The following is a 16,112-nucleotide window of genomic DNA, read 5'->3' on the forward strand; positions in this document are numbered from 1 at the left end:
GAAAACCTACCTTCTCAGTAGATTTTCTCTGTTTAACATTTATTTCCAAGCGCCACTAGCATCTACATAGTAGCCGTCTGGTGTGTATGTGTTGCGAAGCATGCTACCAGATGAAGCCAGATAGTACCACTTACCATTATCTTTGACCCAACCTGTCGCCATTGCACCTGAATCTTTTAGGTAATACCAAGATCCGCTATCTTTGACCCAGCCTGTTGCCATTGAACCTGACTTGTTTAGGTAGTACCAAGAGCCACCATCTTTAAACCATCCTGTCGCCATTGAACCTGAGTCTTTTAGGTAATACCAAGAGCCATTATCATATAACCAATTAGCTGAAATCATGGCTCCTGATGACTTAAAGGCATACCAACTGCCACCTTGATAGAGCCAAGTTTGATTAAACATAACTCCTTTGTCATCCATAAAGTACCAGCTTCCCTGATCCTTGATCCAAGCATCTTTAACTAGTTGGCCTTGTTTTTGATAGTACCAGTTTTGTTTTGATTTAAGCCAGCTTTCTGCTTTTACAATTGGATAAAGTTCTTGGAAAGATCCTCCATCCTTATAGTAATGACTGATAGTTTCTGGTTTTGCAAGTTTCAACTCACCATTGTCATAGTCTACCCAACCATATACTTTTTGACCATTGACAGTCTTTGGTAAGGTGGCAGTGTAGGTCTTGGTTTGATAGTCCCATTTTGCATCAAGGTAGGTGTATTGATCGTTTGATTCTTCAATACGGTAGTAACCACTCTTTCCACCGTCATTATACACATCATCAACTACTTTAGTGGACCAGGTCTTTACTTCATTTCCGCTCTTGGCCTCTACCTTGATATCTCCTCTATAGCCATATGGAACATAGAAATTCAGATAACGTCCTTCTTCACCAATATTGGATCTATCCACTTCTTGAGCTAGGAAATTGACAGTCTGGTCTTGACCATCTAAAGTAACTTTCCACTCGATTTTCTCAGTTTTTGGCAAATCTAAGACTTTGATATCTACTTCATGTCCATTTTCAAATCGTAGAATTTTGCCCTCTTGATACTTAACACCACCCTTAATAACCCACTCTTCTTCAAGCTCGAATGCCTTTCCTGAATGAGGGAAAGCTAGTAAAGCTAGACCTGCTAGAGACAAACTAAATAGTGTGATTTTTTTCATGAGATTTCCTCCTGTTTTTTTATGTTAATTATATCACTATATTTTTGTTTTGCAAATCTTATCCTAAATTTGCAAGCAAAAAACCTCTGAGATTGTTCTCAAAGGTTCTGATTTTGCTAATTGCTGTTCTCAACCGCTGCTGTTACAAAAGCAGTGTAGAGTTCTTCTGGGCGGTTTGGACGGCTTGAAAGTTCAGGGTGATACTGACAAGCTACAAAGAATTTATTTTCTGGAATTTCCACAATTTCTACCAAACGATTATCTGGTGACACTCCTGAAAAGACAAAACCTGCTCCTTCAAACTGTTCACGGAAGGCATTGTTAAACTCATAACGGTGACGGTGACGGCGTTGTACCACCTCTTTGTTATGATAAGCAGCTGCTGCCTTAGAGCCACGTTTTAGCTTAGATGGATAAAGCCCTAAACGAAGGGTACCTCCCATGTCCTCAACATCAATCTGGTCTCTCATAATATCGATGATAGGATATTTTGTATCTGGGTCAAGCTCTGCTGAATTAGCTCCTTCAAGTCCTAAAACATGACGGGCAAACTCAATACAAGTCAACTGCATTCCCAAGCAGACACCCAACATAGGAACATCATTCTCACGCGCATAGCGGATGGCTTCAATCTTACCTTCTGTCCCACGTTGACCAAAACCACCTGGTACGATGATGCCATCAGCCTCAGATAGGAGTTCTGCTACATTATCAGTAGTTACGTCATTAGCATTGACCCAATCAATCTTGACTTCTGCATCATTGGCATAACCAGAGTGTTTCAAAGCTTCGACCACTGAGATATAGGCATCTTGCAACTCGACATATTTACCAACAAGAGCAATCTTAACTTGTTTTTTGAGGTTCATGACCTTGTCAACCATGGCTGACCACTCTGTCATGTCTGCTGCAGGTGCATCAATTTTCAGATGATCACAGACAATTTGATCCATGCCTTGTGCCTGCAGATTAAGTGGGATTTGGTAAAGATGATCCACGTCCAATGACTCAATAACGGCTTCTGGTGCCACATCACAGAACTGGGCTAGTTTATTTTTAATTCCTTGTCCAGCTGGCTTTTCTGTACGGATGACCAACATATTTGGTTGGATTCCCAGACCACGCAATTCTTTGACAGAGTGTTGAGTTGGTTTGGTTTTCATTTCACCAGCGGCCTTGAGGTAAGGAAGCAAGGTTGTATGGATATACATGACATTATCTGCTCCGACATCAGACTTCATTTGACGAAGCGCCTCTAAAAATGGAAGGGATTCAATATCGCCAACTGTTCCACCAACCTCTGTAATAATAACGTCAGAGTCAGTCGTTAGGGCAGCACGCTTGATTTTTTCTTTCAAGGCATCTGTAATATGAGGAATAACTTGGACAGTTGCACCCAAATACTCACCGCGACGTTCCTTGCGAAGAACTTCGCTGTAGATTTTACCAGTTGTCACGTTTGAGTATTTATTGAGGTTAATATCAATAAAACGTTCATAGTGGCCCAAGTCCAAATCTGTCTCAGCCCCATCATCTGTTACAAAGACTTCTCCGTGCTGGTAAGGACTCATGGTTCCTGGGTCAATATTGATATAAGGATCAAATTTTTGAATAGTTACTTTCAAACCACGGTTTTTCAACAATCGTCCTAGACTCGCTGCAACGATTCCCTTACCAATTGATGATACCACACCACCAGTTACAAAAATATATTTCGTAGACATAGATTCCTCTTTCTAAAATGCTCAAGGTCTTGTTCACTAACAGGGGATTGAGAAAACAAGACCTTCATCAATAACTACAAACCAAGAAGAAAAGCTTCCTGGAAAAACAAAAATAGCTCCCTAATAACTAGGGAGCTCCGACCTCTAAAAGAGGTGCCCGAACAATATATTACCTCAAAATGAAGCATTTGTCAAATAGAACAAATCTTTGACTTGGCATTCTATCTTGCAAGACTCATTCAAACTGAAAAATAAAAAAGAAGCTGGGACCAGTAAATAGAAACTTGATCGATCCATTTCTGTTCCAGCACCTTTTTGTTTTTATTCTTCCTCTTCTTCAGGGTCTTCGTCGTCTTCTTCATTCAGATCGACTTCTTCATCTAGATCGTCTGGGGCGATTTCATTGATTTCAGCGTCGTAGGCTTCCACTTCATTCTTCTCATCGTCTGGATTTTCATCATCATAAGAAAGAGCTGGATCTTCTTCGTAGGCATCCTCATCTTCTGGATCATCTGCACTGTAATCAATAGCATCCGCATCACCATCCATGAAGGCGTTGACGCGTTTTTTCTTAGCCTTAGGTGCTACTTCTTCATCATCACTTTCTTCAAGAGCAATGATTTCTTCATCGATTTCATCCACACCATACCATGAACGAAGACCCCACTTGTTATCTCCAAGAGAGATAAAGCTTCCGTCAAAGTTCAACTCTGTATAGAACAAAGGCAAAGCTTCACGAATATCGCTGTTTGAAGTGCCAAGATAGTTTTGGATTTCATTAACTAAATCACTAAAATGCATTTCGTGATCACGACCACGAAGTTCCAAGATGGCACGGGCCACCTCAATCATAGATAGTTCACTTTTTTCTTGCCCAGCAAATACTTCTAATTCCAAAGCGTTTCTCCTCTTTTTTACTACTAACGCCAGAGTGGATAAACTCTGATCTCATTTTATCATGTACTCTTTATTGTACGATAATTTTGCCTAATAGTCAAAGATTTAGAAGAAATAATGTGAAATATTTCAGCTAATTAATACTCAATGAAAATCAAAGAGCAAACTAGGAAGCTAGCCACAGGCTGCTCAAAACACTGTTTTGAGGTTGCAGATGGAAGCTGACATGGTTTGAAGAGATTTTCGAAGAGTATAAAAGACCTGGGAGATACACTCACAGGTCCGTGACTTTATTTATAACTCAAAGCTCGTTTAAAGGTTTTCCAGATCCCCAAATCATCTGTTTGAAGGACCAAACTAGCATACATGCGTCCGATAAAGGCTGTTGCAGTAACTGCAAAAATAACTGTTATAGCAAGCGAAATCCAAGCTTCTAGTCCATTTGCGTAACCATTGATAGCTCTGAATGGCATAAAGAAGGTTGAAACGAATGGGATGTAAGAACCGATTTTCAAGATTAAATTATCACCAGAAGTTCCTAATACAGTTACCCCAATGAAACCTACCATAATCAAAAGCATCAAAGGCGATAAGGCCTTACCAGAGTCTTCAGGTCGAGAAACCATAGAACCTAAGAAGGCAGCCAAGACCACATACATAAAGAGACTAACCAAGACAAACAACAAGGTATTTAGAGAAAATGCTTCTCCCAAGTGATTTAGAATACCTGAATTTGCCAAGATAGGCATATCCTTAAAGAAAAAAATAGCTCCAAGTCCACCTACAACATAAATACCAATATGAGTCAAAATGACTAGAAGTAAGGCAATCATGCGGGCGTAGAAATAATGGCTAGCACGAATGCTTGAGAAGACCACTTCCATGATTTTGGTTCCTTTCTCGCTGGCTACTTCCTGAGCAGTAACACTAGCATAAGTGATCAAAATCATATAGAGGAAGAAACCAAGTCCTGCAGCCGCAAAGGTTTGAACCATCTTTTTATTTTCCTTGGCTTCATCAATCTGTTCTGTAAATTGAACCGTTTGAGCCAAGCGTTTTTCCTGTTCCTGAGACAAATTTGCTTCTGAACGGTTGAGTTGAGATTGGAGTTCATTCAACTTAGCAGTCACTGCTAACTTAATGCCACTCTCTAGTGAAGTCTCACCATGATAGACTGCCTTGAGGACACTATTCTCCTGGTCAATGGTTAGATAGCCTTTTATTTTTTCATCCTTGATGGCTTCTTTGGCACTTGCTTCATCCTTATAGTCAAAGTTAAGACCATTGGTCGATTTAAGTTCTTCTGTAACAAGAGGCACAGAACTAACTACTGCTACCTTACTATTTTGAGCTAAGGAAGAACCTTGGAGAACACCAATTCCTCCAGATAGACCTAAAAAGAGGAAAGGCGAAATCACCATAAAGAAGAAACTCCAAGACTTGACATGTCTTAGATAGGTTTCTTTGATTACAACCCACATATTTCTCATACTTCCACCCCTGATTCTAATTTAAAGATTTCATCGATTGTTGGAGCTTGTTGATCAAAAGTCGCGATATATTGACCTTGAGTCAAGATTGGGAAGAGTTCTCTACCTGCACTTTCATCATCTAAAATCAACTTCCAGCTACCTTGCTTGGTCAAGCTAACCTGTTTGACATGAGGAAGGCTCTCCAGTTCTTCCTTGCTTCGTTCACTTGAAACAAAAAGTCGTGTTTTGCCGTATTGATTGCGGACCTCTTGAACCGGTCCATGCAAGACCACACGTCCATCTCGAATCATGAGGATATCATCACAAAGCTCTTCGACATTGGTCATGACATGGTCAGAAAAGATAATGGTCGCGCCGCGTTCTTTTTCTTTCAAGATAACCCGCTTAAGAAGTTCGGTATTAACTGGATCCAAGCCACTAAAAGGCTCATCTAGGATAATCAAATCTGGCTCATGAATCAGAGTAATGATCAGTTGAATTTTCTGTTGATTTCCTTTTGAGAGACTCTTAATCTTGTCCGTCAGTTTTCCCTTGACTTCCAGTTTTTCCATCCATTGAGGGAGTTTTTCTTTGATTTCCTTGGTGTCCATGCCTTTTAGGGTCGCCAAGTAACGAACTTGTTCAAGGACTGTCAATTTAGGCATAAGACTACGTTCTTCAGGGAGATAACCAATGCGAGCATAAGTCTCCTGACGAATATCTTGACCATCAAGCTCAATCTCCCCTTGATAGTCTAAAAATTTCAAAATACTGTGAAAAATAGTTGTTTTCCCAGCTCCATTTTTCCCAACCAGCCCCAAAATACGCCCCGGTCGTGCTTGAAAGTCAACACCAAACAAAACTTGCTTAGACCCAAAACTTTTCTCTAGATTTCTTACTTCGAGCATCATCCACCTCCGAAATTTATTGCACTCATTATACTCCTTTTTGACAGCCTTTACAATGATTTATGTACATTTTTAAATCTTGATTTCAAGAAGGATATTTTCTGGATAGGAACTTTATTAGCTTATCACCAAGCATTTTAGTCCTCCAGATTTTAAGTGATAAATTTATTATACTCATTTCTTGATAAATCCGTTGGCTATGTCCTCAAATGTTCATTTTCAGTCCTGAATTGTTACTAGCAATCTTCATCATCCTGCCTAGCTTATCGTGCTATTTTATGGTATATTTTTGATAGACTATAGATTATCATCGGCAAGGAATCTGATATGAAAAAAAGACTTAAACTCGAACCAAACAACAATAACTTAATCATTTGGGAAGCTGAACAGCCAAAAGCCGTTCTTCAGCTTGTACATGGAATGGTAGAGTACGTGGAACGATATGAAGAATTTGCTCTAGCCATGAATAAAGAAGGCTTTACTGTTATCGGCCATGATCATCTCGGCCATGGTCATACTGCTCAAAATCCAAGTCAACTCGGAGTCTTTCCTGAATCTCCCGAGGAACTCATCGATGATATTGAAAGAGTGACCTCTTTTATTCAAGAAAGCTATCCAGAACTTCCAATCGTCCTTCTAGGGCATTCTATGGGTTCTCTTATGTGTCGCTATTATGTAGCTAAACGAAAACCACCTATCAATGCCTTGATTATCATGGCGACTGGTCAACAACCTCAGTTTCTAACTCGATTTGCTCTCATCCTAACAGAATGCATCCGACTTATAAAAGGGAATAAACACCGTAGTAAACTTCTAACCTACCTGTCCACTGACAGTTTTAACCGTAGTATTAAAAATCCTAAAACATCCGTAGATTGGCTCTCAAAAAATGAAGAATCTAACCAAGCTTATCTGAAGGATCCATTCTGTCAATTCATCCCTACTATTCCTATGTACAGATCCATTTTTTACTTCTCTAATCAAGTAGCTAGTAAGCAGGTAATCGATGAGATTCCAGCTCAACTCCCCATTCTCGTTATTTCAGGACAAGAAGACCCTCTGGGAGAAAATGGTAAAGGTATAGAAAGATTTGTAAAACTCCTAAAGGCTTCACATTCGAAAGTAAGCGTCCGAGTAGTTGAAGAGGCTCGTCACGAAATTCTGAACGAAATCAATCGACAAGATACTTACCACTTCTTAGCTGATTGGATGACCAAAAATATGGATGGCTAACCTAGATATAGCAGTATTACATATAACTTATTCCCCAAGTTGATTACATCATCAGGCTAAAGCTTGATGATTTTTTGTACTAAAAAATCCATCCTTAGGGATGGATTATAGACTGTTAACGCACCTCTGCATTCACTTTTTCTTCAAGTGATGCTTGAATTTTTTCCATGTAGCGTGCGACTTCTTCATCAGTCAAGCTATCTTCTGGATTTTGGAAGGTCAAGCTATAAGCCATTGACTTCATACCAAGTCCTAGTTTTTCACCTGAGAAGACATCAAAGAGTTTGATAGCTGTCAAACGTTTCACGCCTGCAGATTTGATGGCATCAACCACATCTTGGTGAGTCACTTCTGCTTTGAGGAGAAGGGCGATATCACGGCTGACTGCTGGGAATTTAGTAATTTCCACAAATGGAGCTACTGGTTGAAGAGCTTTCTCGATAGCTGAAAGGTTGAGCTCTGCTACATAAGTTTCTGGAATATCGTAAGCCTTAGCTGTAACAGGATGTACTTGACCGAGGAAACCAAGGACTTGGTCACCGAGTGAGATCAAGGCTGTACGTCCTGGGTGAAGACTAGCAATTTCAGAAGTTTCTGTATAAGTCACTTCAAGACCCAAGCGAGCAAGGAGAGCTTCTAAAATCCCCTTAGCATAGAAGAAGTCAACAGGAACTGCTGCTGTTTGGAAGTCTTTTTCAGCAACCAAGCCTGTCAAGGCAAAGGCAAAGCTATTGATTTCATTTGGCAATTCTTCTTTTGGATTACCGATTTGCTCGAAAACTTTTCCAATCTCATAAAGAGCCAAGTTTTTATTCTTACGTGCTACGTTGTAGGCAACTGTATCCAAAATACCTGAAACCATATTTTGACGGAGAACTGAACGGTCCACAGTCATTGGCCACATCAATTCTGTCAAATGACTTGGCTGAATCGTAAACTCGACTGCTTTTTCAGGAGTTGTTAGAGCATAGGTGATAATTTCTGTCAAACCTGCTCCCTCAGCGATAGTACGAACTTGACGGCGGAGTTTTTGTGTCGCAGTCAATTCACCAGCTGTTCCATCATCTTTTGGAAGACTAGTTGGCAAGCGGTCATAACCATAGATACGAGCGATTTCTTCAAAAAGATCCGCTTCGATAGTGATGTCCCAGCGACGACGTGGTACGCTTACTGTGAAGCTATCTGCATTTCCAGAAAGGCCAAATCCAAGACGACGGAAGACATCTTCTACATCTGCGTAGGAAAGCTCTGTACCGAGGACACGGTTGACGTCTGCAAGAGTAGAAGAAACTTCTACATCAGATGTATCCAACTGCCCTGCTGAAACGATGCCCTTCCGCACTGTCGCACCAGCCAATTCCGCAATCATGCTTGCTGCCGCATCAAGGGCTTCATTAACGGTTGCCACGTTGATACCTTTTTCAAAACGTGAAGATGATTCAGAACGAAGGTTGAGGCGACCACTTGTCTTACGGATAGATTTGCCATTGAAAACAGCAGCTTCAAGAACGACACGACTAGACTTTTCAGAGATTTCTGTAGCTTGTCCACCCATGACACCTGCAAGAGCTACTGGCTTGTCTGCTACAGTGATGACTAAGTCATTTGTTTCCAACTCACGTTCTTCACCGTCCAAGGTTACCAATGTTTCACCAGCACGAGCCTCACGCACACGAATCTCGCTTCCATCAAAGGTATCCAAGTCAAATGCATGCATTGGTTGACCAAAATAAAGCAAGATATAGTTGGTCACGTCGACGACATTGTTAATCGGACGGATGCCTTCATTCATGAGGAGGTTTTGTAACCATTGTGGACTTGGTGCAATGGTCACATTGTCCAAGATACGGGCAGCATAGTAAGGCGCCTTGTCTGTATCAATGCTGACAGAAAGAGCGTCTGCTGCAACTTGGTCTGTTTCTGTTAAAGTAAATTCTTTAAAATTGACTGCCTTGTCATAGATAGCGGCTACTTCGTGCGCTACCCCACGCATAGAAAGAGCATCTGCACGGTTTGGCGTGATAGAAAGTTCGATGATTTCATCATCCAAGTCTAGATAAGAGAAGACTTCCTCACCTGGAATAGCATTTTCTGGCAAGATTTGGATGCCATCTGCAAATTCTTTCGGTACAACGGAGTCAGAAATGCCCAATTCACCAAGTGAACAGATCATCCCGAGTGACTCTAAGCCACGGATTTTCCCTTTTTTAATCTTGTAGTTATCAGCAATGCGAGCACCTGGAAGAGCCACCATAACCTTGATACCTGCACGCACATTTGGTGCTCCACAGACGATTTGACGGGCTTCTTCTTCACCCACATTGACTTGGCAGACATGCAAGTGTGTTTCTGGCACATCTTCGCAAGACAAGACTTCTCCGACGACAATTTTTGAGAGACCAGCAGCTGGAGATTCCACACCTTCTACTTCGATCCCTGTAGTTGACATTTTCTCAGCCAACTCTTGTGATGGCACATCAATGTCCACCAATTCTTTTAACCATTTGTATGATACTAACATAATTCTGATCGTAAGATCTCATCAATCGAGACCTTTTCAATTCCTTTCTTTTTCTTCGAGTAAGCTCTTGCCATTTCTCACCGAGAGGAAATGACTAGAACTGTATAGGATTGTGTTTCATGTTTCAATCTTATTTAAACTGTTCTGAGAAGCGGACATCGCCTTGGTAGAATCCACGGATATCGTTGATTCCGTAGCGAAGCATGGCTACACGCTCTTGACCAAGACCAAAGGCAAAGCCAGAGTAAACAGTCGCATCGATACCACTCATCTCAAGGACACGTGGGTGAACCATACCGGCACCCATAATCTCGATCCAACCAGTTTTCTTACATACGTTACAGCCGTCTCCGCCGCACTTGAAGCATGAAACGTCAACCTCAACAGAAGGCTCTGTGAATGGGAAGTAAGATGGGCGCAAACGGATTTGGCGCTCTTCACCAAACATTTTTTGCACAATCAACTGAAGAGTTCCTTGAAGGTCAGCCATAGAGATGTTTTTCCCAACAACCAAGCCTTCGATTTGATGGAATTGGTGACTGTGGGTCGCATCGTCAGTATCACGACGGAATACACGTCCTGGTGAGATCATCTTCAAAGGACCTTTAGAAAAATCATGGGCATCCATCGCACGCGCCTGAACTGGAGACGTGTGGGTACGGAGCAAGATTTCTTCTGTGATGTAGAAAGTGTCCTGCATATCACGGGCTGGGTGGTCTTTTGGAAGGTTCATACGTTCGAAGTTGTAGTAGTCTTGCTCAACTTCAAATCCATCCACAACTTGGTAACCCATACCAATGAAAATATCTTCAATTTCTTCACTAGTTTGTGTAAGAACGTGACGGTGACCAGTCGCAACTGGACGTCCTGGAAGTGTCACATCAATGCTTTCACTTGCTAGTTGAGCTTCCACTTTCTTTTCTTCCAAGAGCTTAGCTGTTTCTTCAAAGGCAGCTGTTAGGACATCACGAGCCTCATTGACGTGTTTTCCGATAACAGGGCGCATTTCAGCAGAAACGTCTTTCATCCCTTTAAGGATTTCAGTCAGTGACCCTTTTTTACCAAGGACTGAGACACGCAATTCTTGCATCTCTTTTTCATTTTCAGCAGTAATCTGCTTCAAGCTAGCTAGCGTTTCTTCACGAAGCGCTTTTAATTGTTCTTCAATAGTTGACATAATTCCTCCATCAGTCTCTCGTAAGATAAAAGAAAACCACATGCCAAAAACTCCACTCGGAGCGTTGACACGCGGTACCATCCGTTTTCATCTGACAAGTCAGACCTTTATTCTGAATCCATAGGCAAGTGAATTCACCCAGCTTTCATATAGAGAGCTTTCAGTCACGGCTCTCCTCCCTGAGATACTTCCCCTGAGATACTAGTCTTGCAGATTCCTATTTAATTATTATTCATTTTATCAAATTTTAAGTAATCTTGCAAGATGTTTTGCGACTAATCAACATAGTCTCCACCTTCAAAACCGTAATACTCTTCCAAACTGAGGCCACTTGCTGCAATTTCTTTGGCTTCTTTACCAACATAGCGAAGGTGCCATTCCTCAGCCATATAACCCGTTTCCTTTTCCTTGCCTTTGAGATAACGAACAACAAAGCCATAGTCAGCCGCATGGTCCAAAAGCCATTGGGCAGCCTTTTCTTCAGTGACTAGGTCTCCATTTGTTCCAATCAGATCAAAAGCTAAGCCAGTTTGGTGTTCACTATAGCCAGGTCTTGCAGAATAGAGGTCAGCTTCCGCCTTGCCATCTTTATTTACATAGTTCTGATAAAGCTGAGTTTGAGTTTCATAACTTCTAAACCCACTATAGTGATCACTAATTGGGAAACCTGCTTGTTGCATAGCTACAATGAGTTTTAACAGTTCTGCCTTTGCGGTAGGATTTTCTCCAGGATTGTAATCTTTTGACATAGGATAATGCTTATTAGCCACAACAATCTCATCGTACTTGCCTTGAATGCTGTAGTGGTCTCCTTTGTTAACCACTTCTGCTTTCTTTTGACTAGCTTCCTGCGACTTACTTCCCGCGGTTCCTTCTTGTACAGTTGATTGCTCTGAAGAAGCTTTTGCGTCAGAAGTCGCTGATTTTTCTTGTGAACAAGCTGCCAATGTCAAGGCTAATAATCCTGATAAGATAAGGTATCTTTTTTTCATCTGTTATCCTTTCATTTAATCCTCTGGTTTAAAGTCTCAGATAATCTTGCAATCAAGTCTTCTAATTTACTTCCCTTAACCTGATATTCTTCAGCAATCATTTCTTCCCATGGAACCCACCAGACTGGACCACGACCATTAAGACCGTGTCCCTTCATATCACCAGCTCGTCTAGGGAAAATATGCCAGTGGACATGGGCATCTCCATTTCCAAGCAACTCTACATTCATCTTTTCAGCAGAAAAAGCCTTAGAGACAGCTTCCTGAACCAGACTCATTTCCTCTAAAAATTGAAGTCTGACACTTGGATCTAGATGATGTAGTTCTGTGACATGTTCCTTGGCTAAGAATAGAGTGTAACCTTCAAAATACTGGTGATCTCCGATGACAACATATCCTGTTTCTAACTCCTTGACAAAGTAGGGATTGTCACCAGACTTGATGAGTTCAATTCGATCACAAATCAAGCACATCTCAGTCCACCAACTCACTCTTGAGATAAGCATCCACCATACGCTCAGTAGCCACTACAGAATCAATATGAGTACGCTCATAAGAATGGCTTGATTCAATACCTGCTCCTAGAAGAGCGTGCTTAACCTCTGCTCCAGCTGACATCGCTGCAGAAGCATCCGAACCGTAAAATGGATAGATATCTAGTTTAAATGGAATGTCTTGCTCTTTTGCTAAAGCAACCAAATGTTGACGGAATTCATAGTGATAAGGACCTGAAGCATCCTTGACACAGATAGAGACTGTGTACTCGTCTGTCTGCTGATCATCTCCCATTGCTCCCATGTCTACTGCTAGGTACTCAACAACTTGACTAGGGATACTTGAGTTAGCACCATGTCCCACTTCTTCAAAAACTGAAAAGGCAAAATGCGTAGTGACAGGAAGTTCAATCCCTTCTTCTTTGTAGACTTTGAGGAGATTAAGGAGAATAGCTGCGCTGACCTTGTCATCCAAATGACGAGACTTGATAAAGCCTGTCTCAGTCACGACAGTTCGTGGGTCAAAACTGATAAAGTCTCCAACTTCGATACCGAGTGCGCGTGTTTCTTTTTCGTTGGTAACTTTTTCATCCAAACGAACTTCCATATTGTCCTGTGTACGTTCCGCAGTTCCAGCATCTTTGTAAACGTGACAAGAAGTTTGGTGGATCAAAATCGTACCTGATACGGTTTTACCTGTGCTAGCCACATGGACTGTACAGTTTTCGCCTTCAATCATGTTCCAAGGATAGCCACCGATACGGTCCATCTTGAGACGACCGTCTGGTTTAACAGCACGGACGATAGCTCCCAGAGTATCCACATGAGCAGTCACATAGCGTTGTTGCTCGTCATTTTTCCCTTTAATGGTAACGTTCACTCCACCCTTAGCCGTGCGGACTGGTTGATAGCCTAGTTTTTCAAGCGTCTCAACTAGATAATTCGTAATTTCACGCGTAAAACCTGTTGGCGATGCAATAGCAGTTAGTTCTTTGATATATTCTACAGTTTGATTCATTTTTTCACCTCTCGTTACCATTATATCACTTTTCCCATCTTAGTATGTGCAAAAAAGAAAAACTTAAATACTTTGATTTTAAAATTAATCTATGGTAAAATTAAGTAAAGTATTATGATGAAAGGAATACAAAATGAACAAATATTTCAAAACGACACTTCTCTTAGCCTTGCCTTTGGTATTCTTGTTGGGATGTTCAAAACAATCTTCAACTACTTCTTCTAGCTCTTCTACACCAGAAACAACTGAGGTAAAAACTTCTGAATCTAGCACTACTGAAAAGAAATCAGAATTAAAAACTGCTACCTTTGTGAACGATTCTCAGCCTGGTGTCGTATCAACCTTAACATATACAGTTGACGGTGATAATGTTGTCAAACAAACTGCTCATAATGTCGCTGATCCTGAAGTCCTCAATAGTACAGCAGATGCTGTAAAAAGTGTTCTTGAAGAAACCTACAAAGGCTATAAGGGACTTAAAGGGGTAACTTTCTCAATCGAAGTTAAAGATGGTAAAGTCGTTCAAGATCTTGAAATCGATCTTTCAGTTGCAAGTATTGACGAACTTAGAAAAGCTTTACCAGAAGAATACTCAGGCGTTGGAAAAAACGTAAGTTTTAAAGCCTCTAAAAAAATGTTAACAGACCTTGGTTATACAGAAAAAAACTAAGCAACTAAGACTAAATAGAAAAAACTTGGCATCGGCCAAGTTTTTTTCTATTCCATTTCAAAAGCTTCACTTTCTTGTTTATTTGGAAGAACAAGAGAAAGTAGAATACCGATAATAGCTGGTACCAACCATGGCAGAGAAGCCTCCGCAAATGGTAGAGCGTTCACGATATTTGCAAGGACCTCAACTTTAAAAGTAGATCCTAAAACACTTGCAATAGCAATGGATGTGACAATACCAACAGTTAATTGCATTCCTGGTTTAGAAAGAGCAACAAACTTGTTCACAATCACAATCATGACAATGGCAATCGTAATCGGGTACAAAATAACGAGAACTGGTACAGAGTACTTAATAATAGCACCCAAACCAAGATTTGCAATGGCAAAACCAATCAAGGTAAAGACAGTCGCATAAACCTTGTAGCTGATTTGTGGGAAACGTCCGTTAAAGAACTCAGCAGTTGATACAATCAACCCTACAGTCGTTGTAAAGCAAGTAACAGTTACCATAACTGCTAGGAAAAGCTGAGCAGTAGAACCAAAGATTTCTTGAGTCGCTTGAGACAAGATATAAACTCCAGGAGTTCCACTCTTCATTGCTTCATCTGTTACTGGGAAATGATTGCCCAAGAAACCTAGACCGATGTAGAGAGCACTAAATCCAAGAGCTACAACAATTCCAACCACCCAAATGGTTGAAATGTACTCTTTCTTGTTTGAAAAACCAAGTTGTTTCAAGGTTTGTACTGCAATAACACTGAAGGCAACCGAAGCAAGCGCGTCAAGTGTATTGTATCCTTCTAAGAAACCAGCTCCAAAGGCGGAAGCTTGATAAGCTCCTGAAGCTGCTTGTGGTGCGTTCCCACCATACTTGAAAGCTCCAAGGATAACCAGAATAACAATTAAGATGGCAAAAACTGGAGTCAAGACTCGACCGATACGATCCAAGATTTTTGAAGGATTCAAGGAGATTAGGTATGCAGCTACAAAGTATAGAATGGTGAAGACAATCAAACCTAAACCTTTATCTGCTTGATCTAATAGCGGACTAATACCAACTTCAAATGATGTCGTTGCTGTACGTGGAATGGCAAAGAATGGACCAATCGACAAGTACAAAGCTGCAAGATAAATTGTCGCAAACCATGGTGAAATTTTCTTAGAAATTTCATAGATATAGCCCTTTGGATTAAGGGTTCCAATGATTAAGGTTAGGACGGCAATCCCAACACCTGAAAATACAAATCCTGCAATGGCAGGAAGGAAGTTTTCTCCAGACTGTGCGCCTAGAGTTGGAGGGAAAATCAAGTTACCTGCTCCAAAAAATATTCCAAACAGGAGTAATCCTGTTAAAGCACCTTTTTTAGCCATAAACTCTCCTTATTAAAAATAAAATACTTTCTTAGTATAACATGATTAAAGGCTAGAAAAGGCTGTCACGAAACAATTCTGAAATGTTTTCAATTTTCCGAATTTTAATGCAAAAAAATCCTTCGAGTCCTTTCTCATTTTTAAAAGGTTTCGAAGGAAATTTTTCTTATTCTAAGGCATCCATGCCACCTTGGACATTGACAACCTCATAGCCTTGTTCTGTTAAAAATTGGCAGGCACGTGCGGAACGTATTCCTGACTTACAGATCACGTAGTAAGGCTGGGTTTTATCTAGTTGCTCATAAGTATCCACTAGTTGGCTGAGAGGGAAATTACGAGCACCTTCTAAATGAAGAGCTTCAAATTCCTCTACTTCTCTCACATCCAATATAGAAAGCGACTCTTTCTGGTATAGTTGGTAAAAATCATTAAAAGTAATTTCTTTCATTTTTCTCCTTTATAA

Annotated in this window: 14 protein-coding genes; 2 read left to right on the plus strand and 12 right to left on the minus strand. The window is 40.8% G+C overall.

From position 1 onward, the window contains the following. Positions 1 to 39: 39 nt before the first annotated feature. The 5 genes from HMPREF2619_RS05910 to HMPREF2619_RS05930 form a co-directional block, all read right to left on the minus strand. Positions 40 to 1,170: an N-acetylmuramoyl-L-alanine amidase family protein gene (locus tag HMPREF2619_RS05910; protein WP_070459964.1), complete on the minus strand. Its 1,131-nt coding sequence runs from the start codon at positions 1,168 to 1,170 to the stop codon at positions 40 to 42. A 116-nt stretch (positions 1,171 to 1,286) separates the two neighbouring features. Then, a complete protein-coding gene (locus HMPREF2619_RS05915; RefSeq protein WP_070459967.1) occupies positions 1,287 to 2,894 on the minus strand; it encodes a CTP synthase in 1,608 nt (535 codons plus the stop codon). Between the two features lie 321 nt (positions 2,895 to 3,215). After that, entirely contained in the window at positions 3,216 to 3,791 is a 576-nt protein-coding gene (gene rpoE, locus HMPREF2619_RS05920; RefSeq protein WP_070459970.1) for a DNA-directed RNA polymerase subunit delta, read from the minus strand. A gap of 290 nt (positions 3,792 to 4,081) precedes the next feature. Then, positions 4,082 to 5,281, minus strand: coding sequence for an ABC transporter permease (locus HMPREF2619_RS05925; RefSeq protein WP_070459974.1), 1,200 nt, complete (start codon positions 5,279 to 5,281; stop codon positions 4,082 to 4,084). Further along, positions 5,278 to 6,171: an ABC transporter ATP-binding protein gene (locus HMPREF2619_RS05930; protein ID WP_070459977.1), complete on the minus strand. Its 894-nt coding sequence runs from the start codon at positions 6,169 to 6,171 to the stop codon at positions 5,278 to 5,280. The genes HMPREF2619_RS05925 and HMPREF2619_RS05930 overlap by 4 nt, the downstream gene beginning before the upstream one ends. A gap of 327 nt (positions 6,172 to 6,498) precedes the next feature. Here HMPREF2619_RS05930 and HMPREF2619_RS05935 point away from each other — a divergent pair, with 327 nt between their 5' ends. Continuing rightward, positions 6,499 to 7,404, plus strand: coding sequence for an alpha/beta fold hydrolase (locus HMPREF2619_RS05935; RefSeq protein WP_070459979.1), 906 nt, complete (start codon positions 6,499 to 6,501; stop codon positions 7,402 to 7,404). Positions 7,405 to 7,519: 115 nt separating this feature from the next. Here HMPREF2619_RS05935 and pheT read toward each other — a convergent pair whose 3' ends face one another. From pheT to HMPREF2619_RS05960, 5 genes are all read right to left on the minus strand, one after another. Beyond that, on the minus strand, positions 7,520 to 9,925 hold the full coding sequence (pheT, locus tag HMPREF2619_RS05940) for a phenylalanine--tRNA ligase subunit beta (RefSeq protein WP_070459982.1): 2,406 nt from the start codon (positions 9,923 to 9,925) through the stop codon (positions 7,520 to 7,522). Positions 9,926 to 10,055: 130 nt separating this feature from the next. Further along, positions 10,056 to 11,102 carry a phenylalanine--tRNA ligase subunit alpha gene (gene pheS / locus HMPREF2619_RS05945; protein ID WP_000103748.1) on the minus strand — a complete coding sequence of 349 codons (1,047 nt, stop codon included), beginning with the start codon at positions 11,100 to 11,102 and terminating at the stop codon, positions 10,056 to 10,058. Positions 11,103 to 11,377: 275 nt separating this feature from the next. Next, positions 11,378 to 12,094, minus strand: a complete 717-nt coding sequence (ldcB, locus tag HMPREF2619_RS05950) for an LD-carboxypeptidase LdcB/DacB (RefSeq protein WP_070459985.1) — start codon at positions 12,092 to 12,094, stop codon at positions 11,378 to 11,380. Between the two features lie 11 nt (positions 12,095 to 12,105). Next, positions 12,106 to 12,567: an HIT family protein gene (locus HMPREF2619_RS05955; RefSeq protein WP_070459989.1), complete on the minus strand. Its 462-nt coding sequence runs from the start codon at positions 12,565 to 12,567 to the stop codon at positions 12,106 to 12,108. A gap of 1 nt (position 12,568) precedes the next feature. Beyond that, positions 12,569 to 13,606: a M42 family metallopeptidase gene (locus HMPREF2619_RS05960; protein WP_060955400.1), complete on the minus strand. Its 1,038-nt coding sequence runs from the start codon at positions 13,604 to 13,606 to the stop codon at positions 12,569 to 12,571. Positions 13,607 to 13,739: 133 nt separating this feature from the next. Between HMPREF2619_RS05960 and HMPREF2619_RS05965 the strand changes: the two genes are divergently transcribed. After that, a complete protein-coding gene (locus tag HMPREF2619_RS05965) occupies positions 13,740 to 14,276 on the plus strand; it encodes a DUF1307 domain-containing protein (RefSeq protein ID WP_070459992.1) in 537 nt (178 codons plus the stop codon). A gap of 47 nt (positions 14,277 to 14,323) precedes the next feature. Here HMPREF2619_RS05965 and brnQ read toward each other — a convergent pair whose 3' ends face one another. Beyond that, entirely contained in the window at positions 14,324 to 15,649 is a 1,326-nt protein-coding gene (gene brnQ / locus HMPREF2619_RS05970; RefSeq protein ID WP_049502907.1) for a branched-chain amino acid transport system II carrier protein, read from the minus strand. Positions 15,650 to 15,815: 166 nt separating this feature from the next. After that, complete coding sequence (locus HMPREF2619_RS05975) at positions 15,816 to 16,097, minus strand: rhodanese-like domain-containing protein (RefSeq protein ID WP_070459996.1); 282 nt, start codon at positions 16,095 to 16,097, stop codon at positions 15,816 to 15,818. Positions 16,098 to 16,112 lie beyond the last annotated feature (15 nt).

The organism is Streptococcus sp. HMSC074B11 (assembly GCF_001808705.1).
Taxonomy (GTDB): domain Bacteria; phylum Bacillota; class Bacilli; order Lactobacillales; family Streptococcaceae; genus Streptococcus.

Coding starts and splice junctions, on each gene's coding strand:
- HMPREF2619_RS05910 (WP_070459964.1), bottom strand. CDS start 1,170: ATGAAAAAAATCACACTATTTAGTTTGTCTCTAGCAGGTCTAGCTTTA.
- HMPREF2619_RS05915 (WP_070459967.1), bottom strand. CDS start 2,894: ATGTCTACGAAATATATTTTTGTAACTGGTGGTGTGGTATCATCAATT.
- HMPREF2619_RS05925 (WP_070459974.1), bottom strand. CDS start 5,281: ATGAGAAATATGTGGGTTGTAATCAAAGAAACCTATCTAAGACATGTC.
- HMPREF2619_RS05930 (WP_070459977.1), bottom strand. CDS start 6,171: ATGCTCGAAGTAAGAAATCTAGAGAAAAGTTTTGGGTCTAAGCAAGTT.
- HMPREF2619_RS05935 (WP_070459979.1), top strand. CDS start 6,499: ATGAAAAAAAGACTTAAACTCGAACCAAACAACAATAACTTAATCATT.
- pheT (WP_070459982.1), bottom strand. CDS start 9,925: ATGTTAGTATCATACAAATGGTTAAAAGAATTGGTGGACATTGATGTG.
- pheS (WP_000103748.1), bottom strand. CDS start 11,102: ATGTCAACTATTGAAGAACAATTAAAAGCGCTTCGTGAAGAAACGCTA.
- ldcB (WP_070459985.1), bottom strand. CDS start 12,094: ATGAAAAAAAGATACCTTATCTTATCAGGATTATTAGCCTTGACATTG.
- HMPREF2619_RS05955 (WP_070459989.1), bottom strand. CDS start 12,567: ATGTGCTTGATTTGTGATCGAATTGAACTCATCAAGTCTGGTGACAAT.
- HMPREF2619_RS05960 (WP_060955400.1), bottom strand. CDS start 13,606: ATGAATCAAACTGTAGAATATATCAAAGAACTAACTGCTATTGCATCG.
- HMPREF2619_RS05965 (WP_070459992.1), top strand. CDS start 13,740: ATGAACAAATATTTCAAAACGACACTTCTCTTAGCCTTGCCTTTGGTA.
- brnQ (WP_049502907.1), bottom strand. CDS start 15,649: ATGGCTAAAAAAGGTGCTTTAACAGGATTACTCCTGTTTGGAATATTT.
- HMPREF2619_RS05975 (WP_070459996.1), bottom strand. CDS start 16,097: ATGAAAGAAATTACTTTTAATGATTTTTACCAACTATACCAGAAAGAG.